This window comes from Flavobacterium sp. N1736, assembly GCF_025947065.1.
GTDB lineage: Bacteria > Bacteroidota > Bacteroidia > Flavobacteriales > Flavobacteriaceae > Flavobacterium.
On sequence record NZ_CP109994.1, the window covers coordinates 1,339,343 to 1,364,710 of the forward strand.

Below are 25,368 nucleotides of genomic sequence, written 5' to 3' on the forward strand. Positions count from 1 at the left end.
AGATTTTATTTTTTTAGTTCTTAAAGTTTTCATACTTTTGTAACACTAAAAAAATAAATGATGCAAATCTCAATTATTATTACTTCTGTCGTTGTTGTCAATGTGTTTAGCACATCTGCATCGGGAATGGTATAAATATAATTGAAAAACTATATTACAAACCTTCCAAATACTGGAAGGTTTTTTTTTGGAATAAAAATTAAAAAAAATAATACAATAATGGAATTAAATAAGTACAGCAAAACCATCACTCAAGATCAAACACAACCTGCAGCGCAAGCCATGTTGTACGGTATTGGTTTAACTGAAGAAGATTTGAAAAAAGCACAAGTTGGTATTGTTAGTATGGGTTACGATGGTAACACTTGCAACATGCACTTGAATGATTTAGCAAAAGATGTTAAAAAAGGTGTTTGGGATGTGAATCTGGTCGGACTTATTTTTAATACCATTGGTGTAAGTGACGGAATTTCAAACGGAACCGAAGGAATGCGTTTTTCATTGGTTTCTCGTGATGTGATTGCCGATTCTATTGAAACAGTTGTGGGAGCGCAATGGTACGATGGTGTAATTGCGATTCCGGGTTGTGATAAAAATATGCCGGGAGCATTAATCGCAATGGGACGTTTAAACCGCCCGTCGATGATGGTTTACGGAGGATCAATTCACTCTGGAAAATGGAAAGGGGAATCTTTAAATATTGTATCCGCTTTTGAAGCTTTAGGAAAAAAAGTAAAAAAAGAAATTACTCCGGAAGATTTTAAAGGTATTATTCAAAATGCATGTCCCGGAGCCGGTGCTTGTGGCGGAATGTATACTGCAAATACGATGTCTTCGGCAATTGAAGCATTAGGAATGAGTTTGCCTTACAGCTCTTCAAATCCTGCGTTAAGTCAGGAAAAAAGAGACGAATGTCTGGCTGCCGGAGAAGCAATTAAAATTTTATTAGAAAAAGATATTAAGCCAAGAGATATCATGACTCGTAAAGCTTTTGAAAATGCTATTACAATTGTAGCAGTTTTAGGAGGTTCTACAAATGCAGTTATGCACTTAATTGCAATGGCGCATGCTGTTGACATTAAAATTACTTTAGATGATTTTCAGGCAATTAACGACAGAACACCGGTATTGGCTGATATGAAACCAAGTGGTAAATATATGATGGAAGATATTCATGAAGTTGGAGGAATTCCATCGGTAATGAAATATTTATTGAAAGTAGGGCTTATTCATGGAGATTGTTTAACAGTAACAGGAAAAACAGTTGCTGAAAACTTAGCTTCAACTCCTGATTTACAAGACGGACAAGAGGTAATTCATGAAATTCAAAAAGCTTTAAAACCAACAGGAAACATTCAGGTTTTATACGGAAATCTTGCTTCTGAAGGTGCTGTTGCAAAAATCAGCGGAAAAGAAGGAGAATATTTTGAAGGACCGGCAGTGGTTTTTGAAGGTGAATTTGAAGTAATTCCGGGTCTCGAGGCCGGAAAAATTAAACCGGGTAGTGTAGTCGTCATCAGGTATTGTGGACCAAAAGGTGGTCCCGGGATGCCTGAAATGCTAAAACCTACATCGGCTATTATTGGTGCCGGATTAGGTAGCAGCTGCGCTCTTATTACAGACGGCAGGTTCTCTGGAGGTTCACATGGCTTTGTCGTAGGACACATTACACCAGAGGCTTATGATGGTGGTGGTATTGCACTTGTAAAAGATGGTGATTTAATCGCGATCGATGCAGTAAAAAATACAATCGACCTGAAAATATCCGACGAAGAATTTGCAGCGAGAAAAGCGGCTTGGGTTCAACCACCGTTAAAAGTTACAAAAGGAGTTTTACTTAAATATGCAAGATCGGTTTCAAGCGCATCTACAGGTTGCGTTACCGATAATTAATTTATTAAATAACAATGTCAATTACAATATCAATGACAATAACAAAATTTAATATCAATGAAAATAACAAAAAGCAATAGCAAATAGAAATATAAAAAGATCAATTTAAAACGACCATTGAAATTGATTTTGACATTGCCATTGAATTTTGATATTGATTGTTGACATTGAGTTTTGAAGTTGAATTTTTGATATTGATTTTTGAAAACAAAATATACTATGAAAATATCAGGGGCAGAAGCCGTTATAAGATGTTTATTAGAAGAAGGAGTAGACTTGGTTTATGGATATCCGGGAGGAGCGATCATGCCGGTTTATGACGAATTATATAAATTTCAGGATCAATTACACCATGTTTTAGTACGTCATGAGCAAGGCGCAACACACGCCGCTCAGGGATATGCAAGAGCAACAGGAAAAGTTGGGGTTGCAATTGCTACTTCAGGACCGGGAGCAACAAATTTAGTGACCGGAATTGCAGATGCTCAAATCGATTCAACGCCAATGGTTTGTATTACAGGTCAGGTTGGGAAACATTTATTGGGTTCTGATGCATTTCAGGAAACAGATATTATCGGAATTTCGACTCCGGTAACCAAATGGAATTATCAGATTACAGAAGCTTCTGAGATTCCCGAAATCATTGCAAAAGCATTTTATATTGCCCGTTCAGGACGTCCCGGACCGGTTTTGATTGATATTACTAAAAACGCTCAGTTTGATGAGTTTGAATTTAGTTATGAAAAATGTACTTCAATCAGAAGTTATGTTCCGGTTCCGAAATTAAAATTAGATAAAGTTGCCGAAGCTGCGGCGTTAATCAATAGTGCAAAAAAACCTTTTATTGTTTTTGGTCAGGGAATTATTCTCGGTCAGGCCGAAGAACAGCTAAAAGCTTTTATTGAAAAATCAGGAATTCCGGCTGCATGGACAATTTTAGGACTTTCGGCTTTGCCAACAGAGCATCCTTTAAATGTAGGAATGTTGGGAATGCACGGAAATTACGGACCAAATTTATTGACAAACGAATGTGATGTTTTAATCGCTTTGGGAATGCGTTTTGATGATCGCGTTACTGGAAAATTAGCTACTTACGCTAAACAAGCCAAAGTAATTCACTTTGAAATTGATCCTGCAGAAGTTGATAAAAACGTAAAAACAGAAGTTGCCGTTTTAGGAGACGTAAGAGAAGCTTTGAATGCTTTATTGCCATTAATTGATGCAAAATCACATGATTTGTGGCATAACGAATTTAAGGAATTGCATAAAATAGAAGTAGAATCTGTTATAAACGAAGAATTAAATCCAACAAACGGCAAAGGAATTTCAATGGGAGAAACCATGGAAATGATTAACAAACACTCAAAAGGTGATGCAATTATTGTTTCAGATGTTGGTCAGCACCAGATGTTTGCCTGTCGTTATGCTAAATTTAATTCGACCAAAAGTAATATTACTTCCGGAGGTTTAGGAACAATGGGATTTGCGCTTCCTGCTGCAATTGGAGCAAAAATGGGAAGACCGGATCGTGAAGTTGTTGCTATTATTGGCGATGGAGGTTTCCAGATGACAATTCAGGAATTGGGAACTATTTTCCAGACTAAAGTACCGGTAAAAATTGTGATTTTAAATAATGAATTTTTAGGAATGGTGCGCCAATGGCAGGAATTGTTTTTTGATAACCGATATGCCTCAACAAAAATGATCAATCCAAATTTTGTTGCAATTGCCGAAGGATATCATATTAAATCTAAAAAAGTAACTCAAAGAGAAGATTTAGATGCCGCTGTTGCAGAAATGATGGCTTCAAAAGATTCTTATTTCTTGGAAGTTATGGTAGAAAAAGAAAACAATGTTTTCCCAATGATTCCAACAGGAGCATGTGTTTCTGAAATTAGATTAAGCTAAAAAGTTTCATGTTTCAAGTTTAAAGTTTCAAGTTCTCAGCAACATGAAACTTTAAACCTGAAACAAAAAAAAACTAAAAAACAAAATGGAAGATAAAACATTTACCATATCGGTATATTCAGAAAATAATGTAGGATTGTTGAATAGAATATCAGGAATATTCTTAAAGCGTCACATTAATATATTAAGTCTAAACGTTTCAGAATCAGAAATAGAGAATGTTTCAAGATTTATCATTGTAGTAAATACAACAGAGAAATGGGTTCAGAATATCGTTGGACAAATTGAAAAACAAATTGAAGTTATAAAAGCATTTTATCACACAGATGAAGAGACAATTTATCTTGAAAATGCTTTGTTTAAAATTGCTTCAAGTTTGTTGTTTGATGAAAAACAGATTCAGAATATCATCAAGGAAAGCCAGTCTACAATTGTGACGGTTTCCCGCGATTTCTTTGTGATTTCAAAATCAGGACGACGTTCTGAAATTGAAGAATTATATGCCAAATTCAAACCTTACGGAATTATGCAATTTGTGCGTTCAGGAAGAATCTCTGTTTCGAAAGAAAAAATGGAAATTTCAACATTATTAGAAGCCCTAAAATAGTATCATTATTAAATTACAACATCATTAAATATTAAAAAAGAATGGCAAATTATTTCAACACATTACCACTTAGATTACAATTAGAACAATTAGGCGTTTGCGAATTTATGGAGCAATCAGAATTTGCAGACGGAATTGCTGCATTAGCCGGAAAAAAAGTTGTCATTGTAGGTTGTGGTGCACAAGGTTTGAATCAAGGTTTAAACATGAGAGATTCTGGTTTAGATATTTCATATGCATTACGTGCAGATGCAATCGCTGAAAAAAGAGTTTCTTATAAAAATGCAACTGAAAACGGATTTAAAGTTGGTACGTATGAAGAATTAATTCCAACTGCTGATTTAGTTTGTAACCTTACTCCTGATAAACAACATACTGCGGTAGTTACTGCAATTATGCCATTAATGAAAACAGGTTCTACTTTATCATATTCTCACGGTTTTAATATTGTCGAAGAAGGAATGCAGATTCGTAAAGATATTACTGTAATTATGTGTGCGCCTAAATGTCCTGGTTCTGAGGTTCGTGAAGAATACAAAAGAGGATTTGGTGTACCAACTTTAATCGCGGTTCACCCAGAAAATGATCCAAACGATTTTGGTTTAGATCAGGCAAAAGCTTATGCTGTAGCAACCGGAGGACATAAAGCAGGAGTTTTAAAATCATCATTTGTTGCCGAAGTTAAATCAGATTTAATGGGTGAGCAGACTATCCTTTGCGGATTATTGCAAACAGGTTCTATTTTATGTTTTGATAAAATGGTTGAAAAAGGAATCGAGCCCGGATATGCTTCAAAATTAATTCAATTTGGTTGGGAAACTATCACAGAAGCTTTGAAACACGGTGGTATCACGAATATGATGGATCGTCTTTCTAATCCTGCAAAAATCGAAGCTTACGAAATCGCAGAAGAATTAAAAGATATTATGCGTCCGTTATTTCAAAAACATCAGGATGATATTATTTCTGGAGAATTCTCAAGAACGATGATGATCGACTGGGCTAATGACGATAAAAATTTATTGACATGGAGAGCTGCAACCGGAGAAACTAACTTCGAAAAAACGCCTCCAACTGATGCTCCAATCTCTGAACAGGAATATTTTGATAATGGAGTTTTAATGATTGCAATGGTGAAAGCCGGAGTTGAATTAGCTTTTGAAACAATGACTGAGGCTGGAATTATCGAAGAATCAGCTTATTATGAGTCTTTACACGAATTGCCTTTGATTGCAAATACAATTGCAAGAAAAAAATTATTTGAAATGAACCGCGTTATTTCGGATACTGCTGAATACGGATGTTATTTATTCGACCACGCTTGTAAACCGTTATTGACTGAATTCATGAAAACTGTTGATACTAATGTGATTGGAAAACCATTTTCGACTTCAAACGGAGTAGATAATGCGATATTAATTGCAGTAAACAAAGAAATTCGTCAACATCCTATCGAAGAGGTAGGAGCATGGTTGAGAGAATCGATGACTGCAATGAAAAAAATTGGATAATAATTGGGAATTACCACACATTCGAATGTGATGGGATTTGCACTGTATCATTATTTTATGTAATATTTTGAATTAGTAAGCACTTATTAAGAAAATTAGATATAGATGCATATTGCATTCACTTAACTTCGGTGAGTAAGTTAAGTGAAGCTAATCCCTAAATGAAGGGGCATGTTTAGTGATAAATATGCTTGTTGAAATTTCTGTTTTAATTAATAAAGCTGCTGCTATTTTCAAAATAGAACGTGAAGCGTTGTAATGCAGATTACAAAATTAATTGTTATTGAAATTGTTAAAATCAAAAGGCATGGTATTTATTTATCGTGCCTTTTTTGTGAATTGCTTTTTTAGTTCAAAACGCAAATTTTTATATTAAACACATAAAAAAGAAGTATTTTTTTTAATATGTGTTTTTATTTGATAAAATTTATGAATTAAATAATTTTAAGAATACGTCGAGATTTAATACATTTATAAAAAAATTCCAAAAACATATGAGTTATTATAAAATTGAAAATTTAGAACAATATTTTAAACATTACAATAAGTCAATAAGGGAACCAAGGAAGTTTTGGGGGAAGATCGCAGAGGAGAATTTTACCTGGTACCAACAATGGGATAAAGTAGTAGATTTTAATATGGCCGAAGCCGAAGTAAAATGGTTTACAGAAGCTAAAGTTAACATTACCAAGAATTGTATCGACAGGCATTTAAGCAAAAGAGGAGAAAAAACGGCTATTATTTTTGAACCGAATGATCCTTCTGAATCTGCTTTACATATAACGTATAACGAATTATACGAAAGAGTATCAAGAATGGCGAATGTTTTGCGTGATCAGGGCGTTCGTAAAGGAGATCGTGTTTGTATTTATTTACCAATGATTCCGGAATTGGCCGTTGCCGTATTGGCTTGCGCCAGAATTGGGGCAATTCACTCAGTAATTTTTGCAGGATTCTCAGCATCTGCTGTTACAGCAAGAATTAATGACTGCGAATGTAAAATGGTAATTACTTCTGATGGAGGATACAGAGGAAATAAAACAATTGACCTTAAAGGAATTGTTGATGAAGCCTTAGACACTTGTCCTACAGTTAGTAAAGTTTTGGTTGTAAAAAGAACCAATACCGAAATTAAAATGAAAGACGGTCGTGACGAATGGTTACAGCCTTTATTAGATGCTGCAATAGACAATAGTGTAGCTGAAATTATGGATGCCGAAGATCCTTTATTTATTCTGTATACATCAGGTTCTACAGGAAAACCAAAAGGAATGGTGCATACTACAGCTGGTTATATGGTGTATACAGCTTATACTTTTAAAAACGTTTTTAGTCACGAAGAAAATGATATTTTCTGGTGTACTGCAGATATTGGTTGGATTACAGGTCACTCTTATATATTATACGGACCGTTATTAAATGGAGGAACAACCGTAATTTTTGAAGGAGTTCCGTCTTATCCTGATTTTAGCCGTTTTTGGGATATTATCGAAAAACATAAAATCACACAATTTTATACAGCGCCAACAGCAATTCGTTCGTTAGCAAAAGAAAGCTTAGATTATATTCAAAAATACCCGTTAAAATCTTTAAAAGTTATTGGATCTGTTGGAGAACCAATCAACGAAGAGGCTTGGCACTGGTTTAATGACCACGTTGGAGATAAAAGATGTCCAGTGGTTGATACATGGTGGCAAACTGAAACGGGTGGAATCATGATTTCGCCAATTGCTTTTGTAACGCCAACAAAACCAACATACGCAACTTTGCCTTTACCGGGAATTCAGCCTGTTTTAATGGATGAAAAACGTAACGAGATTGAAGGAAACCAAGTTGTGGGAAGTTTATGTATTAAATTTCCGTGGCCGGGGATCGCCAGAACTATCTGGGGAGATCACCAGCGTTATAAAGACACATATTTTTCATCTTTCCCAGGAAAATATTTTACAGGCGACGGAGCATTAAGGGATGAAGTTGGTTATTACAGAATTACAGGTCGAGTTGATGATGTTGTAATTGTTTCTGGTCATAATTTAGGAACAGCGCCTATTGAAGATGCAATCAATGAGCATCCGGCAGTTGCAGAATCTGCTATTGTTGGTTTCCCACATGATATAAAAGGAAATGCGCTGTACGGTTATGTAATTTTGAAAGAAACAGGAGAAGTTAGAAATAAAGAAAACCTGACAAAAGAAATCAATCAGTACATTGCTGACCATATTGGGCCAATTGCAAAACTAGACAAAATTCAGTTTGTTTCTGGTTTACCAAAAACACGTTCAGGAAAAATTATGCGTAGAATTTTGCGTAAAATTGCCGAAGGAGATTTCTCTAACTTTGGAGATACATCGACATTATTAAATCCTGAAATTGTAGAAGAAATTACAAAAGAAAGAATTTCTTAATATTGAAGTAAATAGAAAACAAAAAATGCCTCTTAAAATTAAGAGGCATTTTTTTTTATAATAATAAATCAGCTTATGTATATTTTAAATTTTTTTTCACGCAGATTTGACAGATTAAGCAGATTTTTTTTAATCTTTTTTAATTCTTTCGTACGGTTTGTCATTTCGACCGGAGGGAGAAATCACACCAGAAATTCCGCAAAGTAAAGAACCAATCTTTATCGAGTTTCGAGTGTGATTTCTCCCTCCGGTCGAAATGACAGTAAAAAATTATTTAATTCCCAATCTCGATTTTAATTTCAAAAATAAAAGTGCAATTCTGTAAGCATCTTCAGAAGAAGAATTCCTGTCACTTTTTGGAATTTTAAAAATTTCACCTAAATCGTCCAATGAAAATTGTTTGTCATTAATATCAGTCAATTTGCGGTACATCATGTCAACATCCAAAGCTTCGTTTTTTAATCTTCCACAATCCAGGCGTTCCAAGGCACTATTAAGCATTTCAATATCAAAATTGATATGATGCCCAACCAAAATCGCATTTCCCAGAAAATTAACAAAAGCTTCCAGAGCAGCCGGTTCTTCCATTTTAATCATCTTGCTTTCGATAATAAATTCATTCGAAAGACCATTATCGTGCAAAAACTTGTATTGCAATAAAACAGACTCAAAACTGTCTTTAATTACAACACTGTCGTCAATTATAGAAAATGCTCCCAATGATAAAATTACATCCTTATTCGGGTTTAAGCCAGAAGTTTCAGTCGATAAAACTACAAATCGGTTAGGCTTTGTTTCGAATTTGGTTAAATAATCCTTCCAAAAATCAGGATATTCTTTATTGATATTTTTAATCCAATCTAACATACTTATGAAAATTGCGTAAGTTGAAATTTGCTCTTGATTAATTCTTCAAGATCTTTCATTGGCGTTAGAGCATTTTTTAATTTCTCTCTATCTGTTTTTGACATTTCTTTGATATTAATATATTGTCCGGAATCGTCATTTTTTAAACCTTCAACAGTTCTAAATTTTGATAATGTCAGAAAAGCTTCGGCACAACTTAAATAAATTTCCGCATTTTTAGAATCCGTAATCGCTAATTGCTTGAATCTTAAATAAGTATTTTGAATTCCTTTTATATTAGAATTTAAAATCAACAAACGCGCGCCATCAATTAATGGCATTAAAGCACGTGTTTTAATATCAAATTTTCCTTTTTGCGGTCCTTCTTCTTCAACAATAAACTTTTTGAAAAAGCTTAAAGGAGAATTTCTTTTTAAAGCATCATTTCCTAAAAAGTCAAAGAATAAAGTATTGTTTACAGCATTTTTAAAAATAACACTTTCTATCGCTTCTTCAATTTTTGGTTCTCCAAAAACGATCTCATAATCAAAGAAAATACTACTTAAATCATTGCTGTTTTCACCTGGAGTATTCATCCAACTGTTGTATTGTTTTGTCCAGTCAGTCAATGACTTACACCATAACATATTACTTCCCATATGTCCGTTAGGGCAAAGCTCATAACCTACTTTTTCTAATATGGCTGTTGTTCTTTTTGCCAGTCTTAAAAAATAATCTTTTACGTCTCTGTATTTTTCCGGAGTAACATCTTCAAAAACTAAAATGCTATCCTGATCTGTAAGCAAAAGCTGTTCTTTACGTCCTTGACTACCAATACTTAACCACGCAAATCGAGCAGGAGGTGAGCCTAAATCTAAAATAGACAATTCTACCGCACGTTTAATGATGGCCAGGTTAATTTCACTCGCAATATTACTAACGTGTGAAAGCGGAATATTTTTTTGAAGCGAATTCTGAATCAAATCAGATAAACGATCTCGTATTTGTTTTAAGTCTTTCGGAAGCTGCGAACGTTTAATTTCTTTAATTAAAACCCCGGGATTGCTTGCCTGAGCAACAATTAAATCATGTTCAGAGATAATTCCTTTAACAGCAGATTTACTCGTACCGTCCTTAGTAACACATAAATGCGTTACATTATGTTTTAGCATTAAAAGCTGAGCCTCGGCAAGAGAAACATTTTCTAATACAGTAACCACCGGCGATGACATAATTTTGTCAATCGTTTCAGTAATAGGATAGCGTCCTGTAGCAATTTTAGAAGACAAATCAGCGTCTGTAACAATACCAATAGGGTGATTTTTTTCTGTAACCACAATATTGTCAACCATAGATTCCGTCATTAAAATAGCCACATCTTTTACAATACGGTTTGCTTCTGTTTTTAATGGCGAATTATTATAGGTTAGAGACTGAAGATATTGCATTTCAGACTGTTGATCTACATAAAACGAAGTGTCGGAAATTAATTTTCCGTTAGAACTTACATTATCCTTGGTATGTCTTGAATTTACGGCGAAATTTTCAAGCAAAAAGTTTAATACATCAGAATTATTGGCTACAAAAGGTCTGAATGCAACAATTGGAATAGCATAAATAATGCTTTCTTCTCGTGCTTTAGCAGTCATCATATAGTTATTTTTGGCAAAAAACGGACGTAAACCAAAAATATCACCTTCATGACATTTATTAATTATAGTTTCCTCACCATCAGCAATTGTTGTCAGATTTATAACGCCGGAAGCCACTACATAAAAACTATCATGTAAGGGATCATCATTTTGAAACAATATCGCATGTTTCTCTAAATTAAGAACACGAATATTGGTTGCAATATCAGCTAATTCCTGAAAAGTTAAGTTATTAAATGGCGGGTATTCTTTTAGAAAATCTGCAATATGCTCAGCAATTGTATTCATATGTTTGATAATTTCTTTAAAGTATCGAATGTAAAAATAATAAAATAAACTCTTACAATGAAAGCATCTGGAACAGAATATGGTTATTATTAAAAAAATGTTAATTATCCCAATTTAAAATGATATTTATCGATAATTTTTGTCTTTAATCGAGAAAATTTGGCTTCAATTTTCACAGATTAAATTCTAAGATTCGAGAGAATGTAAATTAAATCAAAAGATATTATTTATAAACGGGATAAAGAGAATCTAAGAACGAATACAAATCAGATTATTTGTAAAATATTGATGCAGAGGAGTTCTCTAAAAAGTCTATTTTACATAATATAAATTATAGTTCAAATATGTTGTAACCGAAATACATGCTTTATTCGTGTACTTTCGTTAAAATTGTTTCTTTTGGCATTAAATCAGCTCCACCGCGTTTTACAAACTGCAAAACGCCATCATTTGCAAAAAGAACTGCGCTTACAGAACCTTTTTCACCTTTGATACTTATTTGGGCTTTTTCACCAAGTACATATACATTACCGGTGATATCCATAACGCCTGTAACAAATTTTTCGTCGCTGCTTGTAATTTCTGCAGTTCCGTATATTTTATTATTTGATTGCGCTATATTTAATTTTAAAACATATTCTTTACTGCAGTGTTTGCAATTTTCAGTGCTCCAGGTTCCATTAAACAGATTTGTTTGAGAATATGCTGAAAAGGAAATAAATAGCAGCAACAGAAAAATATTTTTCATCAGATTAAAGATTTAAAGGAATTTTGTTTTCAAATATAAAATAAAAAAAGCACCATATAAAATGATGCTTTTGATATAATTTCTAAAATTTGCTTAAATCTTAGTTTGATAAACAGATTTTCCGTCTAAAGAAATGTCAATTAAACCGGTTCTTTGTGTAAACGTTGTTCTTAAAACACTTCCTTTAAAAAGAGAAACGTCTCCGTAAACTTTTCCGGCTTCATCTGTAACATATTCGAACAATAATTTTTTGTTATCAGGCTCAATTCCAATCTTATAACTTGAGAATTTTGTTCCTTTTAAATCAAATGTCTGCTGTGAATCGATAATTTTTCCGTCAGCATAAAAATTTGTAATAGCCTTATTTAGTGTAATATCCGGATAATATTTGTTTACTTTTTCAAGTAAAGAATATTGAGCCGGGTTTGCATCTTCTAGTTTAGATGTAATGGTTTGAGCAAACGAAATTGTTGTAAAAATAAGAGCTAAAAGTAATGTGAATTTTTTCATAAATTTAAATTTAATGGTTAGAGTTTCAAAATAATTTTTAAAACTTACATAATATCCATTTTTTGCATAAAATGCGATTATTATATGTATCAAGGTACTAAATATTTATCTTTGCACGAAATAAAAAGCAAAATTTTAAGAAAATGACAACAAAAAAATACATTCAACTTATCCTTATTTTAGGTTCTTTAACAGCACTTGGTCCATTTTCTATCGATATGTATTTACCTGGTTTTTCGGGCATTGCAAAAGATTTGCATACAACTGTTGCTAAAGTTTCAATGAGTTTATCGAGTTATTTTATCGGAATTTCTGCGGGACAATTACTTTATGGACCTTTATTAGACCGCTTTGGTCGCAAAAAACCTTTATTTGTTGGCTTAATGGTTTATATTTTGGCTTCTTTAGGTTGTGTTTATGTAACTAATATTGATTCTTTTATCCTTCTGCGCTTTATTCAGGCCGTTGGAAGCTGTGCTGCAACTGTAGCTTCTGTCGCTATGGTTCGTGATTTATTTCCTGTAAAAGATATTCCAAAAGTATTTTCATTATTAATGCTTGTTTTGGGACTTTCGCCAATGCTAGCGCCAACAATTGGTGGTTATGTTACTGAAGATTATGGCTGGCATACTGTGTTTTTTATATTAATGTGTATGGGAATCGCTATTTTAATTGCCTCACAAGTTGGTTTGCCAAATAGTTTTAAACCGGATACTTCGATTTCATTAAAACCGAAACCTATAATTTCTAACTTTTTAAAGGTTTTAAAAGAGCCACAATTTTATACCTATGCATTTACAGGTTCTATCGCTTTTTCGGGTTTATTTACCTATGTAGCGGCCTCTCCTATAGTTTTTATGGATATTTACCATGTAGACGCCAAAACATACGGATGGATTTTTGCTTTTATGTCTGTAAGTTTTATTGGTTCAAGCCAATTAAATTCGATATTATTAAAACGATTTTCAAGCGAACAAATGATTTTTGGAGCCTTAATTGCCCAATCTGTAATAAGCATTGTTTTCCTGATACTTTCGTTAAATAACCTTTTAGGTTTGTATGAAACGATCACAATGTTATTTTTATTTTTGGGATGTTTAGGAATCTCAAATCCAAATACTGCGGGACTTACAATGGCGCCTTTTGCTAAAAATGCTGGAAGCGCTTCGGCGTTAATGGGCGCAATTCAGTTAGGATTAGGTTCTTTAGCTTCGTTTGCCGTTGGTATTTTTGTAAAGAATTCTGTTGCACCAATGGTTATTATTATAACTTCAACAACAATTATTGCATTTATTGTGCTGAATGTTGGAAAACGATTTATCAAAGAAAAAGTAGAAGTTTCTAACGAAGATGACATTGTGATTGGGCATTAACACAATGTTTTGTCATTTCGACGGAGGAATAATCACACGCGTATATCGACAAAGATTAGGGATTTTCTTTGCGGAATTTCTGATGTGATTATTCCTCCGTCGAAATGACAAACTAATTGGAATTTGGAATTTTAAATTTTAAGTTCTTTTCTCAGGTCTGATAATCATTCTAAGAGATTGATCTCTGGCAAAATACGCTACCATCCAATTCCAGAACGTATTAATCCTGTTTCTATACGTTATAAGAGAAATTAAATGGATAAACAACCAGATAATCCAGGCAAAAAATCCTTTAAAATGCCATTTTGGACTTGGTAAATCTACTACAGCTTTATTTTTTCCTATAATTGCCATAGAACCTTTATCATTATAAGCAAATGGTTTTAAAGGTTTGTTTTTTACTTTCGCTTTAAAGTTTTTAGCCAGATTTAATCCTTGTTGAATCGCAACCTGAGCCACTTGCGGATGTCCGTCGGGAAAATTTTTATCTCCCGCTAAAATTGCAGTATCACCAATTGCATAAACATTTTCAAGACCGTTTACTTTACTGTATTGATCTGTGGCCATACGACGACCGCGACCGTAACTTTCTTTCGGAATTCCTTCAAAAATTTTAGCCGAAACTCCCGCCGCCCAAATTAAATTTTTGGTTTTAATCGTGTCTCCGTTTTCAAAATGCACCGTATCGTCTACATAATCAACAACTCTGGTGTTCAGTTTTACCACAACACCCAGTTTTGTAAGCGCTTCTAGTGTATCTTTTTGAGAATCTTTACTCATTGGCGACAGCAAAGCATCTCCTCCATCGACTAAATAAACATTACTTGCAGAAGTTTCTAATTCAGGATATTCTTTTAAAAGAATATTTTTTCGCATTTCGGCAAACATTCCAGAAACCTCTACTCCTGTTGGTCCGCCACCGGCAACAACAATTGTCAATAATTTACGACGTTTGCGAATATCTTTTGTGATTGCCGCTTTTTCAAGATTTTTAAGTAATGCATTTCGCATTTCGATGGCATCATTTAAGGTTTTCATCGGAATGGCGTTTTTCATTACGTTTTCCATTCCAAAATAACTCGTTTCGGCACCAGTGGCAAAAACCAGATGATCGTATGTTAGTTCGCCATTACTAAGGATTATTTTATTTTCGGCAGGAACAACAGAAAGTAATTCTCCCAAACGAAACTGAAGATTCTTTTTACCGGCAAAAAATTTTCTAAAAGGATAACTAATACTTGATGGTTCTAAAAAAGCGGTAGCAACTTGATATATTAACGGAGGAAAGAAATTATAATTATTTTTATCTACAAGTGTAACTTGTATTTCAGGCTGATTGACAAGCTCTTTTGCAAGATTGATTCCCGCAAAACCGCCTCCTATGATGACTATATTCATATATGTTGTTTATTAACTAGGATTTATAACTAAAACTATTTTGCCTAAAGCAATTCTATAAATTTAACATTATAATTTCAAATAGAAAAACCAATTTTGCGTTTTCTGTTAAATATTTATGGAACTAATTATCCAGTTTTAGTTTCATCATAAGGTCTGTTTGTTCATCGTTCCCGAGTTTAAAAATATGCTTGTCGAATTCAGTAAAACCATTCTTTTTATAAAAACGCAACGCTCTCAGATTGTTTTCCCAAACGCCCAGCCACACATATTCAGTATTTTTTTCCTTAGCTATTTCAATAGCTTTATCATAAAGCAATTGTCCGATTTTCTTTCCGTGAAATTCTTTTGAAACATAGATTCTTTCAATTTCCAACGATTTATTGTCTTTTAATTCGGTTTGAGATTCTCCAAAATTAATTTTCAAATAACCAATTACTTCATTGTCAAGAGTTGCAAAGTAAAACTCAGAATTATCATCTGTAAGTTCTTCGGTTAGTTTTTGATACGAGAATTTTTCTTTGAGATAACTTTTCATGTTTTCTTCAGAATTTGATTCTGAAAATGTTTCATGAAAAGTTTGCTGGCCAATTTTTTGCAACTGGTCAATTTCGTTAAGGGATATTTGTCTAATTATAATATTTTCTGCCATTTCGGTGCGTATTTTTATAGTTCAAATTTGTCATTTGATTATAAAAATACAACATAAATTGGCGAAGTAAAGTACTTTAAATATTACTTTTTGAATTTTTTAACAGGCTTTTCCGCGACTTCAACTTTGTTTTGTAAAACGTAATTGGCCATCAGTTTTTCAACTAATTCATCCTTAGTAAGATGATGAAAAACAGTTTTAACCTTCGTTTTTAAATCTGCTGAAACATCGTGATTTGGCTTTGTTTTGAAGATTTGTTTCGCCCATAAAAGCATATTATTTTCTTCTAAACTTATTGCTGAAGGTTTTTGGAATTTAGTAAATTTGATTCCTAATTCTTTTTCAAACTCAGGAATTTCAATTGTTTCTTCTTCTTGTAAAACCGTTAAAGAAAGTCCCTTTGCTCCTGCCCTTGCGGTTCTTCCGCTTCTGTGAACATAGTTTTCATAAGTATCAGGCAAGTGGTAATTCACGACATAAGAAATTTCTTTAACATCAATTCCTCTCGCTGCCAAATCGGTAGCAACCAGAATATTAATATGTCCTTCGCGAAATTGCTCCATAATTCTGTCACGAATTCCCTGAGATAAACTTCCATGAAGCGCTCCCGAAGAAAAACGGTTTATCGCCAGATTTTTAGCCAGTTTATTAACTGCAGCTTTGGTTTTACAGAAAATAATACCGCGTTCACCATCTTTTGAATTCAGAAAATGCATTAAAACATCCAGTTTTTCAATAGGATCAACCACAATATATTCGTGATCAATTCCTTGGTTACCAACGGTTTCCATATTGGCGCTAACCTGAACTACATTTTTATTTAAATAATTCTGAATCAATTGTTTAATTGTTCCCGGCAAAGTTGCAGAGAATAATAAAGTGCGGTGTTTTTTAGGAAGTTCAGTAACAATTTCGTCCAAACTTTCTTTTAAGATCGAAACCATTTCATCGGCTTCATCCAAAACTAAATATTGCGTTTGTTTTAAATCGACCGCTTTACGCTGAATCAAATCGATTAAACGCCCCGGAGTTGCAACAACAATATGAGTTGGCTGCGTAAGGCGTTCAATTTGTGGCTTTATGGGGATTCCACCACAAGTTGAAGCTATAGAGATATTCGGAATATGTTTTCCAAAATCCTCTAAATTTCTAAATATTTGTTGTCCAAGTTCTCTGGTTGGTACCAAAATAACAGCCTGAACGTTTGATAATTCGGTATCAATTAATTGCAGCAAAGGCAATCCGAAAGCGGCAGTTTTTCCCGTTCCGGTTTTGGCTAAACCTACAACATCATGCGTTTCAGATAGCAATAGCGGAATTGTTTTTTGTTGAATTTCTGTTGGTTCAACAATGTTTAATTCGCTTAATGCTTTTAAAATTGGTGCTGAAACTCCTAATGCTGAGAATTGTTTAGACATGCCTTGTATTTTAGATTTTAGAGTTCTGATTTTAGATTTTCTGTCACAGATTACTCAGATTAAAATGATTTTTATTGTAATGTTCTCGTTTTGTCTTCCTGAGCGAAGTCGAAGGATTTACAAATGCTGAATCACTTTGCGTAAGCTTTGACTTCGCTCAGCCTGACAACCTGAAAACTGTGACTGAAAACTGAAACTGAAAACCTTTCCCCAGATCAATCCGGTTCGTTCATGATTTTTTCACGGTATTTTTTCCCGATCAGTAAAACCATTTTTAACTTATAATCGTCAACCAGCCATTCGCGGTAGTTTTTACTGCATTGGCTCAAACATTTTGCGTAACGTTTAATACGGCATTCGATATCGTCATCAAGCTCTTTTCCTAATGATTTTGCTTCTTGTAACGTTTCTGTATTATCGACACACATTGATGCGTGTTGTTCTAATGATTTGTCTAATACAACTTTAGAACGTAAATTTTGTTTGATGATTAGTTTATGTTCTTCATCAACATCAAAAGTAACGTCGGCTGTTTTACTGAATTTAGCACGCAATTCCGGTGGCATACTGTATTTAAAATACAATTCGATTTCAGTATCATCACGTAAATTCTCCAAATAAAACTCTGGTGATTTAAAAATATGCTGCCAGTTTACAGGTTCGCTCCACAAACCAAAACGCGCTGCATTATTTCCTAAATCGATCACTGTAAACTCGTCTTTACCAGGTAATTTACGAGACCCACGACCAATCATCTGGTAGTATAACGTCAACGATTTTGTTGCTCTGTTCAGGATAATTGTTTCAACAGTAGGTTCATCAAAACCAGTAGTTAAAATTCCAACCGAAGTTAAAATTGCATCCGGAGTTTTCTTAAACCAAGCCAAAATATCCTTACGTTCTTCAGAACTGCTTGTGTTATCAAGGTGTCGAATATCGTAACCGGCTTCTCTAAACGTTTCATATACATATAATGAAGTATGAATACCGTTGTTGAAAATCAAGGTTTTTTTACCCAAAGAACGCTCTGTATAAGCATGTAACAGTTTTTCCTGCATTACAGTATTTGTATACAAATCATCAGAAGATTTTACGGTATAATCTCCGTTAATACCTACTTTTAATGATGTTAATCCAACATCATAACTATAAGTTGTTGCTCGCGCCAAAAATCCTTTGTCAATTAATGAGCTAATCGTGTCACCCACAATAAGTTCATCATAACTTTGGTGCATTGGTAATTTTATATTCGAACTCAAAGGCGTTGCAGTTACTCCAAGAATAAAGGCATTTTTAAATGAGTTTAACAGTTTTCTAAACGAGTTGTAATGCGCCTCATCAATAATCACCAAACCAATGTTGTCAAGATGTAATTTCTCGTCATTGATACGGTTTTTTAAAGTTTCGACCATTGCCACAAAACAAGAATAATCATTTTGATCAGGCAATTCTTTTACTTTACTATTGATGATTTTGTTAGATACACCAAAACCTTTCAGCATTTTTGAAGTTTGCTTGCAAAGTTCTATACGGTGCGTTAAAACCACTACTTTTTTATCATTATTTGATAAATAACGACGAACGATTTCAGAAAATATTACAGTTTTTCCTCCACCTGTAGGTAGTTGGTACAATAAATGATGTTGAGCTGGAGCATTGTCTAAACGTTCAAAAATGGCGTCAATATCGCCTTTTTGGTATGCATAAAGTTCTTTTTTCTCTTCTCTTTCTATTTCTAAAGTGTTTTGAGACATTGTTTATTTTTGGATTTTTGCAAAAATACATCTAAAAAACAGTTATCCGTTCTATTTTAATTTAAAATAAATGATTTTTTTTAATAAGATTTTTTATGAGATATGCTTTTATAAGTCTATTTTGTCTAAAATTGTCTCAAAATCATATTTGTTTTTCCATTTTTGTTGAATAGTTTGCTGATGAATTTGAATAATTCTGGATTTAAATTCATTTAGGATTCCGTTTGAAATAACAAAATTTAACGCCTGTTCAAAAGAATTAAACATACTTTTGTAAAATAATTCCTGCTTAATAAAATTTTGCGACGAAAAAGTTTGTGCGATTTCGATATTATACAGCATTAAATCGGCAATAATGAAAGAATCAACGCCAAGTGACATAAAATGTTTGATGATTTTCTGCGCAACAGATCGTCGCATTTTGGCTTTTGGACGCCATTTTGCATTTGGCTTTCTTATGGGGAAATATTCGTGAGAAATTTTGACTTTAGATTCCTGCAGCAATTTATCTTCTTTCGGATTAAAAGCAAAATCGTAATACACTTTTACGGGACTAAATTTTTCGTACAATTCGATAATTTGTTCCTCGAGTTGTTCTTTATTTAAATCTGCCAGATATTTTTTTAAATCGCGCTTGCTCATTATCAAAGTTTAAGAATACAAAGTTAAATTACTTTTGCGATTCATACTCTAATAATCAACCATAATACTTAATTTTGCCCGTATTAACTCAAAAAAATAAATACATGCTCAAGATTTTTAAAGTTACCGCAATTTTAGAAGGAATCTCCTACTTAGTATTATTCGCCAATATGCTTATCATTAAAAATAACAATCCTGAACTTTATCATACTTTGTTACGCCCGTTAGGAATGACGCATGGTGTTTTGTTTATTGGTTATATTATTCTGGCTTTTTTGCTGAGAAAATCTCAAAACTGGGATCTTAAAACTTTCGGGATCATACTAATTGCTTCCCTTATTCCGTTTGGAACTTTCTATATCGAGAAAAAATATTTAGAAAATAATGCATAAGCTTTTGGATAAAATATTTAACTTTTTATATCCGATTTTTAGAGATTGGGGAATGAGCCGCAATTTTGCCTCATACATCAGTCTTGTATTTAATATTGCCATTATGGTGGCTTTGGCGTATGCCATTTATTATGTTGCCAAGTTTGTTCTGGTTACGCTTACGGCCATTTTTGCCCAGCGTACTAAAACCAAATTCGACGATTATTTAATACACAATAAAACCACAAAATACACCGCTTATTTAATTCCGTTTTTCTTTATTTATAAAGCCGTTCCTATTATTTTAGATAAATATGAATATTGGGAGGGACTTTTTGGAAAAATAGTAGGCGTTTATATTGTTTTGATCACATTATGGATTATCCGGACGATTTTTAATTCGCTACGGGATTATCTAAAACAAAAGCCGGAATACAGCGATAAACCTATCGACAGTTTCATTCAGGTTATTATGATTGTGCTTTGGATTTTTGGTGTTGCCATGATTATTTCGACTTTATTCGGAATCAAACACGGCGAATTGCTGACTATTTTAGGAACTCTTTCGGCTATTATTATCTTGATTTTCAGAGATACTATTTTAGGATTTGTTTCAAGCGTTCAGGTTGCCATAAACGATATGGTGCGTATTGGCGACTGGATTACAATGGATAAATTTGGTGCCGATGGAGATGTAATCGAAATTAATTTAACGACTGTAAAAGTTCGAAATTTTGATAATACGATCACCACGATTCCAACGTATGCCTTGAGTTCAGACTCTTTCCAGAATTGGCGCGGTATGCAAAAATCTGACGGAAGACGTATTAAAAGACATATTCTGATAAAAAGCAGCAGCATTCGTTTTCTGAATAATGACGATTTGAATCAGATGAAAAAAGTACAGCTTATTTCATCGTATATCGAAACCAGACAAGCTGAAATTGAGAAATACAATGATTTACGCGGAGTTGATAAAACGCTTGCGATAAACGGTCGCAATATGACCAATTTAGGTTTATTCAGAAAATATATCATGCAATATTTAGTATCACATCCCGGATTAAATAAAGATATGCATATTATGTGCCGCCAGCTGCAATCGACCGCACACGGAGTTCCGTTAGAAATTTACGCTTTTTCGAGCGATAAACGCTGGGCAAATTACGAGTATATTATGTCTGATATTTTCGATCATGTTATGGCTTCAGTAATTTATTTTGATCTCGATATTTTCGAATTACCATCGCAGATTGGACGATTGGATTAGTTAAGAGTTTCAGGTTTTCTTTGTTTCAGGTTTCAGGTTTGCATTGTGTAGTTTAACCGCGAAGTTCGCAAAGGTTTACGCTATGTACGCAAAGTTCATCATTGCGAACTTCGCGGTTATGCTCAAAGTAACTTAACTTGAAACCTTAAACAAAGAAAACCTGAAACAATCAATATGCTTTTTCAAAAACAAACCCTGAATTGTCATATTCTATTGGAGTTCCGGGTATAAAACATGGTAAATTAAAATAAGTTCCTATTACGCCGGTTCCTAAAAATAGTTTGTTTTCTTTTTTTAATAAAGCCAAAGGAACTCTTTTCCATGCACCGCCATTAGAAATATAATGATAATCGCCCCGTAAAGTATCGCCTTTTAAATCTCCTCTAACATCGCCGGAATCCTTCCCTACTTTGTAATAGGATATTTCATAACGTCCGTAAAAACGTTTATCGTTTATATTAATGTCTAAAATAGCGGTATCTTTATTGTTTACCGCACGATAAACAATGTGATTGTATTTGTCTTTTTCTTCTTTAGAATTGCAGGATATTATTAAAACGAAAAACAAAAAAGCAATTGCAAAATTTTTAAACATAGAGAGAAATTATTTATAAACGATCTTTTACAAATTCGATTTGGGTTTTACCGTGCGCTTTTGGTTTTCCGTTTTCATCTAAATTAACCATTGTCGTCTGATCGATTGTAATGATAATTTCGCGTGTCATCATATTTCGAACGGCACATGTTAAAACCAGAGATGTATTTCCAAATTTTACAACATCAATTCCAATTTCGATAATATCGCCTTGTCTTGCAGAACTTTTAAAATTGATTTCAGACATGTATTTGGTTACCACTTTTGGGTTTTGAAGCTGGATAATAGTATACAACGCTAATTCTTCATCAATCCAGGCTAATAATTTTCCGCCAAATAAAGTTCCGTTGGGATTTAAATCTTCGGGTTTAACCCACTTTCTGGTATGAAATCGCATATTTTAAATTTATATAATATAAAATCTGGTTTTTGTATTTTATTTTTTTCTAAATTTAAATAAAAAACATGGCAGATAGAGACACTTTTTTAAAAGAATTCAGAGGCGAAACTTTAGGAACTGTAAGTGCTCAATCTTCGGTAGATGAGTTATTTCAAAATCAGACTATTAGGCCTATTTTAAAACTTCAAAACGACTTGTTTGTAGCCGTTTTTATCAACTACGTAAACAAGAATAAAGCAGATTTTTATTCGTATACAGCCGAAAAGAAATTACAAACCATCGAAAATTCCATTCAAAAAGATATTAAATTCCGTAATTCTTTAAAAGGAATTGTAATGGCACTTTTTACCATTGAAGAATACGATACTTACATTCAAAATTCGTCCAGTTTAAACAAAAGAATGATGAATTTATTGATTGACCGCTTGAAAAGTCAGGTACAATTGTTTGAGTTAAAATCGAATTCGAATTAGTTTTTTTGCCACGAATTCTACTAATAAGCACGAATTAATTGATGTAATTCGTGGTATGCTTTTCGTCTAGATTGTTAAACCTGACAGGTTTTAAAAACCTGTCAGGTTTAATATAACAAATCTTAAATCATTTTAATCTTTTAATCTGTGACATTACATTATATGTTGGTGTTTGTTTTAACACATAGAAACATAGATTTTGTAAACTTAAAAAGGCGTTTCACTTATTTAAATTCACATAGTTCTGTGTAACAGCTATGTGTTAGAAACTGGTTTCTTTTTATATTCTTTTTCTCTACATATAAGCCTATGTTTCTATGTGTTTTTTTAAAAAAAGTTCCTAAGGTTCTGAGATTCTAAGTTTTTTAGAAACTAAATCTAAGAGCCTTAGTATCTTAGTATCTCAGAACCTTAATATCTTAGCAACTCTAACAAAACCTCTTCAAAACGATTTTTAGGTAAAAACTGATCTTCTAATGCTTTTGTAAACGGAATTGGCGAATCTAAACTTGCAACTCTTTTTACCGGAGCATCAAGATATTCAAAGCATTCTTCCATAATTAGAGCCGAAATATCGCTGGCAATTCCGCCAAACAAAGTATCTTCCTGATATATAATCACCTTTCCTGTCTTTTTAACCGATGCAAAAATAGCTTCAGTATCCAAAGGCTGTAAAGTTCTTAAATCGATTAAGTCAGCTTCAATTTCCGGATTATTGGCTAAAGTTTCTAAAGCCCAATGAACCGTCGCTCCAAAAGCAATAATCGTAACTGATTTTCCTTCTTTTAATAAAGCTGCTTTTCCTAACGGAATTGTATAATAATCTATCGGAACATCCTGATAAACACTTCTGTATAATTGTTTGTGCTCAAAAAACAATACCGGATTCGGATCGTTTATTGAGGTATTTAATAATCCTTTTGCATCATAAGGAAAAGCCGGATAAACGACTTTTAAACCAGGTGTTTTTGTAAACCACGCTTCATTGGTTTGAGAGTGAAAAGGTCCTGCCTGAGTTCCGCCGCCACAAGGCATACGAATCACAACATCTGCTTTTTCGCCCCAGCGATAGTGAGATTTTGCCAGTAAATTTACAATTGGATTAAAACCTGTTGAAACAAAATCAGCAAATTGCATTTCGACAACCGCTTTATAACCATTAATCGATAAACCCATTCCGGCAGAAACTACGGCACTTTCGCAAATTGGCGTATTGCGAATACGGTCTTTCCCGAAAAAATCAACAAAACCTTCAGTAATTTTAAAAGCTCCGCCATATTCTGCAATATCCTGACCCATAAGTATCAAACGATAATGACGCTGTAATGATTGCTCAAGACTGTTTCTGATGGCGTCTATAAAACGAATATTTCTGGTTTCAGATTTTGAGTTAACTTCTTCATATTCATAAGGAGCGTAAACGTCATCTAATTCTCCACTGTAAGTAGGAACAATTTCAGGTTCGGCATTTGCAATAGCCAGATTTTCGTCGATTTCCTGCTTAATTTCACCTCTTAAAATAGTATCATATTCTTCAGTAAGAATACCCTGATCCAATAAAAACATCCTGTAATTATCAACAGGATCTTTTGTTGCCCATTCTTTCATCATATCTTCCGGTACATATTTAGTACCGCTCGCCTCTTCGTGACCGCGCATTCTAAATGTTTTAAATTCCAGTAAAACCGGATGCGGATCTTCCTGCATATGTGCTTTTAACTGTAAAATTTTATTATAAACTTCCAGAATATTATTTCCGTCGATAATATAACTTTCAATGCCGTAACCAACACCTTTATCGGCAAGATTTTCGCATGAATACTGCTCATTTGTAGGCGTTGAAAGTCCGTAGCCATTATTTTCGATTACAAAAATTACAGGCAATTTCCAAACCGCAGCAATATTTAAGGCCTCATGAAAATCACCTTCGCTTGTAGCGCCTTCACCTGTAAAAACGGCTGTCACTTTTTTATTTTTTTGAAGCTTATCTGCCAGAGCGATTCCGTCTGCGATCCCTAATTGCGGACCCAAATGCGAAATCATTCCTATAATATTATATTCCTGAGTTCCAAAATGAAAACTACGATCCCTTCCTTTTGTAAAACCATTAGCTTTTCCCTGCCATTGCGAAAAAAGTCGGTGAAGCGGAATGTTTCTTGTCGTAAAAACGCCAAGATTTCTATGCATTGGCAACACATATTCCGTTTCATCCAAAGCAGCTGTGATTCCCACAGAAATTGCTTCCTGCCCTATTCCGGAGAACCATTTTGATACTTTTCCCTGACGAATCAGAATAAGCATCTTTTCTTCGATTAAACGTGGTTTAAGTATTTTTTTATATAAATCTAATAATTGATTATTACTCAGGTCGTGTCTGTAAAAGATCATTTGGTTTATTTTTTTATTGCTTTCAAATATATAAAAATATAACAATTTTAACGTTATTTGTTAAATAAATAACATTTGAAAACATGAATTATTAATGTTTAAAAATAGGAAAATTGCAGAGAATAAAAACTTTTAAGTGAAATAATTCATCTATTTGATAAATTCTTTATTTGCGTTAAAATATTACGATTAAACTCAATTTTCTATTAATTTTTAAAATTCAAAACTAAAATATTAGCTACCTTTGTTATTGTAAGGATTTACCA

21 protein-coding genes are annotated in these 25,368 nt (G+C 33.4%); 9 read left to right on the forward strand and 12 right to left on the reverse strand.

Going from position 1 to position 25,368, the window contains the following annotated elements:
• The first annotated feature begins 219 nt into the window (after positions 1-219).
• From ilvD to acs, 5 genes are all read left to right on the forward strand, one after another.
• The gene (gene ilvD, locus OLM54_RS05775; protein ID WP_264537643.1) at positions 220-1,893 is read left to right on the forward strand and encodes a dihydroxy-acid dehydratase; all 1,674 of its coding nucleotides are present in this window, start codon (positions 220-222) and stop codon (positions 1,891-1,893) included.
• A gap of 219 nt (positions 1,894-2,112) precedes the next feature.
• Complete coding sequence (ilvB, locus tag OLM54_RS05780; RefSeq protein ID WP_264537644.1) at positions 2,113-3,801, forward strand: biosynthetic-type acetolactate synthase large subunit; 1,689 nt, start codon at positions 2,113-2,115, stop codon at positions 3,799-3,801.
• 85 nt (positions 3,802-3,886) lie between these two features.
• The gene (gene ilvN / locus OLM54_RS05785) at positions 3,887-4,408 is read left to right on the forward strand and encodes an acetolactate synthase small subunit (RefSeq protein WP_264537645.1); all 522 of its coding nucleotides are present in this window, start codon (positions 3,887-3,889) and stop codon (positions 4,406-4,408) included.
• A gap of 41 nt (positions 4,409-4,449) precedes the next feature.
• Positions 4,450-5,919, forward strand: coding sequence for a ketol-acid reductoisomerase (gene ilvC / locus OLM54_RS05790; RefSeq protein WP_264537646.1), 1,470 nt, complete (start codon positions 4,450-4,452; stop codon positions 5,917-5,919).
• Between the two features lie 494 nt (positions 5,920-6,413).
• Positions 6,414-8,324: an acetate--CoA ligase gene (gene acs / locus OLM54_RS05795; protein WP_264537647.1), complete on the forward strand. Its 1,911-nt coding sequence runs from the start codon at positions 6,414-6,416 to the stop codon at positions 8,322-8,324.
• 270 nt (positions 8,325-8,594) lie between these two features.
• On the opposite strand, the gene OLM54_RS05800 is transcribed toward acs, so the two are convergent.
• The 4 genes from OLM54_RS05800 to OLM54_RS05815 all read right to left on the reverse strand — a co-directional run bounded on the left by OLM54_RS05800 (position 8,595) and on the right by OLM54_RS05815 (position 12,368).
• Positions 8,595-9,191 (reverse strand): PolC-type DNA polymerase III, encoded by a 597-nt coding sequence (locus OLM54_RS05800; protein ID WP_264537648.1) that lies wholly within the window; start codon positions 9,189-9,191, stop codon positions 8,595-8,597.
• A gap of 2 nt (positions 9,192-9,193) precedes the next feature.
• Positions 9,194-11,110 (reverse strand): DUF294 nucleotidyltransferase-like domain-containing protein, encoded by a 1,917-nt coding sequence (locus OLM54_RS05805; RefSeq protein WP_264537649.1) that lies wholly within the window; start codon positions 11,108-11,110, stop codon positions 9,194-9,196.
• A gap of 367 nt (positions 11,111-11,477) precedes the next feature.
• Positions 11,478-11,858, reverse strand: a complete 381-nt coding sequence (locus tag OLM54_RS05810; protein WP_264537650.1) for a hypothetical protein — start codon at positions 11,856-11,858, stop codon at positions 11,478-11,480.
• 93 nt (positions 11,859-11,951) lie between these two features.
• Entirely contained in the window at positions 11,952-12,368 is a 417-nt protein-coding gene (locus tag OLM54_RS05815) for a hypothetical protein (RefSeq protein WP_264537651.1), read from the reverse strand.
• Positions 12,369-12,511: 143 nt separating this feature from the next.
• Here OLM54_RS05815 and OLM54_RS05820 point away from each other — a divergent pair, with 143 nt between their 5' ends.
• The gene (locus tag OLM54_RS05820; RefSeq protein WP_264537652.1) at positions 12,512-13,741 is read left to right on the forward strand and encodes a multidrug effflux MFS transporter; all 1,230 of its coding nucleotides are present in this window, start codon (positions 12,512-12,514) and stop codon (positions 13,739-13,741) included.
• 138 nt (positions 13,742-13,879) lie between these two features.
• Here the strand turns inward: OLM54_RS05820 and OLM54_RS05825 are convergent, their stop codons facing one another.
• The 5 genes from OLM54_RS05825 to OLM54_RS05845 form a co-directional block, all read right to left on the reverse strand.
• Positions 13,880-15,139 carry an NAD(P)/FAD-dependent oxidoreductase gene (locus tag OLM54_RS05825; RefSeq protein WP_264537653.1) on the reverse strand — a complete coding sequence of 420 codons (1,260 nt, stop codon included), beginning with the start codon at positions 15,137-15,139 and terminating at the stop codon, positions 13,880-13,882.
• Between the two features lie 124 nt (positions 15,140-15,263).
• Positions 15,264-15,791, reverse strand: coding sequence for a GNAT family N-acetyltransferase (locus OLM54_RS05830; RefSeq protein WP_264537654.1), 528 nt, complete (start codon positions 15,789-15,791; stop codon positions 15,264-15,266).
• 83 nt (positions 15,792-15,874) lie between these two features.
• Complete coding sequence (locus OLM54_RS05835) at positions 15,875-17,209, reverse strand: DEAD/DEAH box helicase (RefSeq protein ID WP_264537655.1); 1,335 nt, start codon at positions 17,207-17,209, stop codon at positions 15,875-15,877.
• 215 nt (positions 17,210-17,424) lie between these two features.
• Positions 17,425-18,963: a DEAD/DEAH box helicase gene (locus OLM54_RS05840; RefSeq protein ID WP_264537656.1), complete on the reverse strand. Its 1,539-nt coding sequence runs from the start codon at positions 18,961-18,963 to the stop codon at positions 17,425-17,427.
• A gap of 108 nt (positions 18,964-19,071) precedes the next feature.
• The gene (locus OLM54_RS05845; RefSeq protein WP_264537657.1) at positions 19,072-19,605 is read right to left on the reverse strand and encodes a DUF6155 family protein; all 534 of its coding nucleotides are present in this window, start codon (positions 19,603-19,605) and stop codon (positions 19,072-19,074) included.
• A 104-nt stretch (positions 19,606-19,709) separates the two neighbouring features.
• Here OLM54_RS05845 and OLM54_RS05850 point away from each other — a divergent pair, with 104 nt between their 5' ends.
• Positions 19,710-19,997, forward strand: coding sequence for a DUF3817 domain-containing protein (locus tag OLM54_RS05850; protein WP_264537658.1), 288 nt, complete (start codon positions 19,710-19,712; stop codon positions 19,995-19,997).
• Positions 19,990-21,246 carry a mechanosensitive ion channel family protein gene (locus tag OLM54_RS05855; RefSeq protein WP_264537659.1) on the forward strand — a complete coding sequence of 419 codons (1,257 nt, stop codon included), beginning with the start codon at positions 19,990-19,992 and terminating at the stop codon, positions 21,244-21,246. Before OLM54_RS05850 ends, OLM54_RS05855 begins: the two co-directional genes overlap by 8 nt.
• A gap of 169 nt (positions 21,247-21,415) precedes the next feature.
• Here the strand turns inward: OLM54_RS05855 and OLM54_RS05860 are convergent, their stop codons facing one another.
• On the reverse strand, positions 21,416-21,841 hold the full coding sequence (locus tag OLM54_RS05860) for a hypothetical protein (RefSeq protein ID WP_264537660.1): 426 nt from the start codon (positions 21,839-21,841) through the stop codon (positions 21,416-21,418).
• Between the two features lie 13 nt (positions 21,842-21,854).
• A complete protein-coding gene (locus tag OLM54_RS05865; protein WP_264537661.1) occupies positions 21,855-22,238 on the reverse strand; it encodes an acyl-CoA thioesterase in 384 nt (127 codons plus the stop codon).
• 68 nt (positions 22,239-22,306) lie between these two features.
• On the opposite strand from OLM54_RS05865, the gene OLM54_RS05870 reads away from it, so the two are divergent.
• A complete protein-coding gene (locus tag OLM54_RS05870; protein ID WP_264537662.1) occupies positions 22,307-22,714 on the forward strand; it encodes a glyoxalase in 408 nt (135 codons plus the stop codon).
• 411 nt (positions 22,715-23,125) lie between these two features.
• On the opposite strand, the gene OLM54_RS05875 is transcribed toward OLM54_RS05870, so the two are convergent.
• A complete protein-coding gene (locus OLM54_RS05875; protein ID WP_264537663.1) occupies positions 23,126-25,102 on the reverse strand; it encodes a dehydrogenase E1 component subunit alpha/beta in 1,977 nt (658 codons plus the stop codon).
• Positions 25,103-25,368: the final 266 nt, after the last annotated feature.

Bases quoted from the DNA above. Each gene is read 5' to 3' on its own strand.
- OLM54_RS05850 (WP_264537658.1), top strand. From the start codon at position 19,710: ATGCTCAAGATTTTTAAAGTTACCGCAATTTTAGAAGGAATCTCCTAC.
- ilvD (WP_264537643.1), top strand. From the start codon at position 220: ATGGAATTAAATAAGTACAGCAAAACCATCACTCAAGATCAAACACAA.
- OLM54_RS05865 (WP_264537661.1), bottom strand. From the start codon at position 22,238: ATGCGATTTCATACCAGAAAGTGGGTTAAACCCGAAGATTTAAATCCC.
- ilvB (WP_264537644.1), top strand. From the start codon at position 2,113: ATGAAAATATCAGGGGCAGAAGCCGTTATAAGATGTTTATTAGAAGAA.
- OLM54_RS05825 (WP_264537653.1), bottom strand. From the start codon at position 15,139: ATGAATATAGTCATCATAGGAGGCGGTTTTGCGGGAATCAATCTTGCA.
- OLM54_RS05800 (WP_264537648.1), bottom strand. From the start codon at position 9,191: ATGTTAGATTGGATTAAAAATATCAATAAAGAATATCCTGATTTTTGG.
- OLM54_RS05860 (WP_264537660.1), bottom strand. From the start codon at position 21,841: ATGTTTAAAAATTTTGCAATTGCTTTTTTGTTTTTCGTTTTAATAATA.
- OLM54_RS05815 (WP_264537651.1), bottom strand. From the start codon at position 12,368: ATGAAAAAATTCACATTACTTTTAGCTCTTATTTTTACAACAATTTCG.
- ilvC (WP_264537646.1), top strand. From the start codon at position 4,450: ATGGCAAATTATTTCAACACATTACCACTTAGATTACAATTAGAACAA.
- OLM54_RS05870 (WP_264537662.1), top strand. From the start codon at position 22,307: ATGGCAGATAGAGACACTTTTTTAAAAGAATTCAGAGGCGAAACTTTA.
- OLM54_RS05810 (WP_264537650.1), bottom strand. From the start codon at position 11,858: ATGAAAAATATTTTTCTGTTGCTGCTATTTATTTCCTTTTCAGCATAT.
- acs (WP_264537647.1), top strand. From the start codon at position 6,414: ATGAGTTATTATAAAATTGAAAATTTAGAACAATATTTTAAACATTAC.
- OLM54_RS05875 (WP_264537663.1), bottom strand. From the start codon at position 25,102: ATGATCTTTTACAGACACGACCTGAGTAATAATCAATTATTAGATTTA.
- ilvN (WP_264537645.1), top strand. From the start codon at position 3,887: ATGGAAGATAAAACATTTACCATATCGGTATATTCAGAAAATAATGTA.
- OLM54_RS05805 (WP_264537649.1), bottom strand. From the start codon at position 11,110: ATGAATACAATTGCTGAGCATATTGCAGATTTTCTAAAAGAATACCCG.
- OLM54_RS05835 (WP_264537655.1), bottom strand. From the start codon at position 17,209: ATGTCTAAACAATTCTCAGCATTAGGAGTTTCAGCACCAATTTTAAAA.
- OLM54_RS05840 (WP_264537656.1), bottom strand. From the start codon at position 18,963: ATGTCTCAAAACACTTTAGAAATAGAAAGAGAAGAGAAAAAAGAACTT.
- OLM54_RS05855 (WP_264537659.1), top strand. From the start codon at position 19,990: ATGCATAAGCTTTTGGATAAAATATTTAACTTTTTATATCCGATTTTT.
- OLM54_RS05845 (WP_264537657.1), bottom strand. From the start codon at position 19,605: ATGAGCAAGCGCGATTTAAAAAAATATCTGGCAGATTTAAATAAAGAA.
- OLM54_RS05820 (WP_264537652.1), top strand. From the start codon at position 12,512: ATGACAACAAAAAAATACATTCAACTTATCCTTATTTTAGGTTCTTTA.
- OLM54_RS05830 (WP_264537654.1), bottom strand. From the start codon at position 15,791: ATGGCAGAAAATATTATAATTAGACAAATATCCCTTAACGAAATTGAC.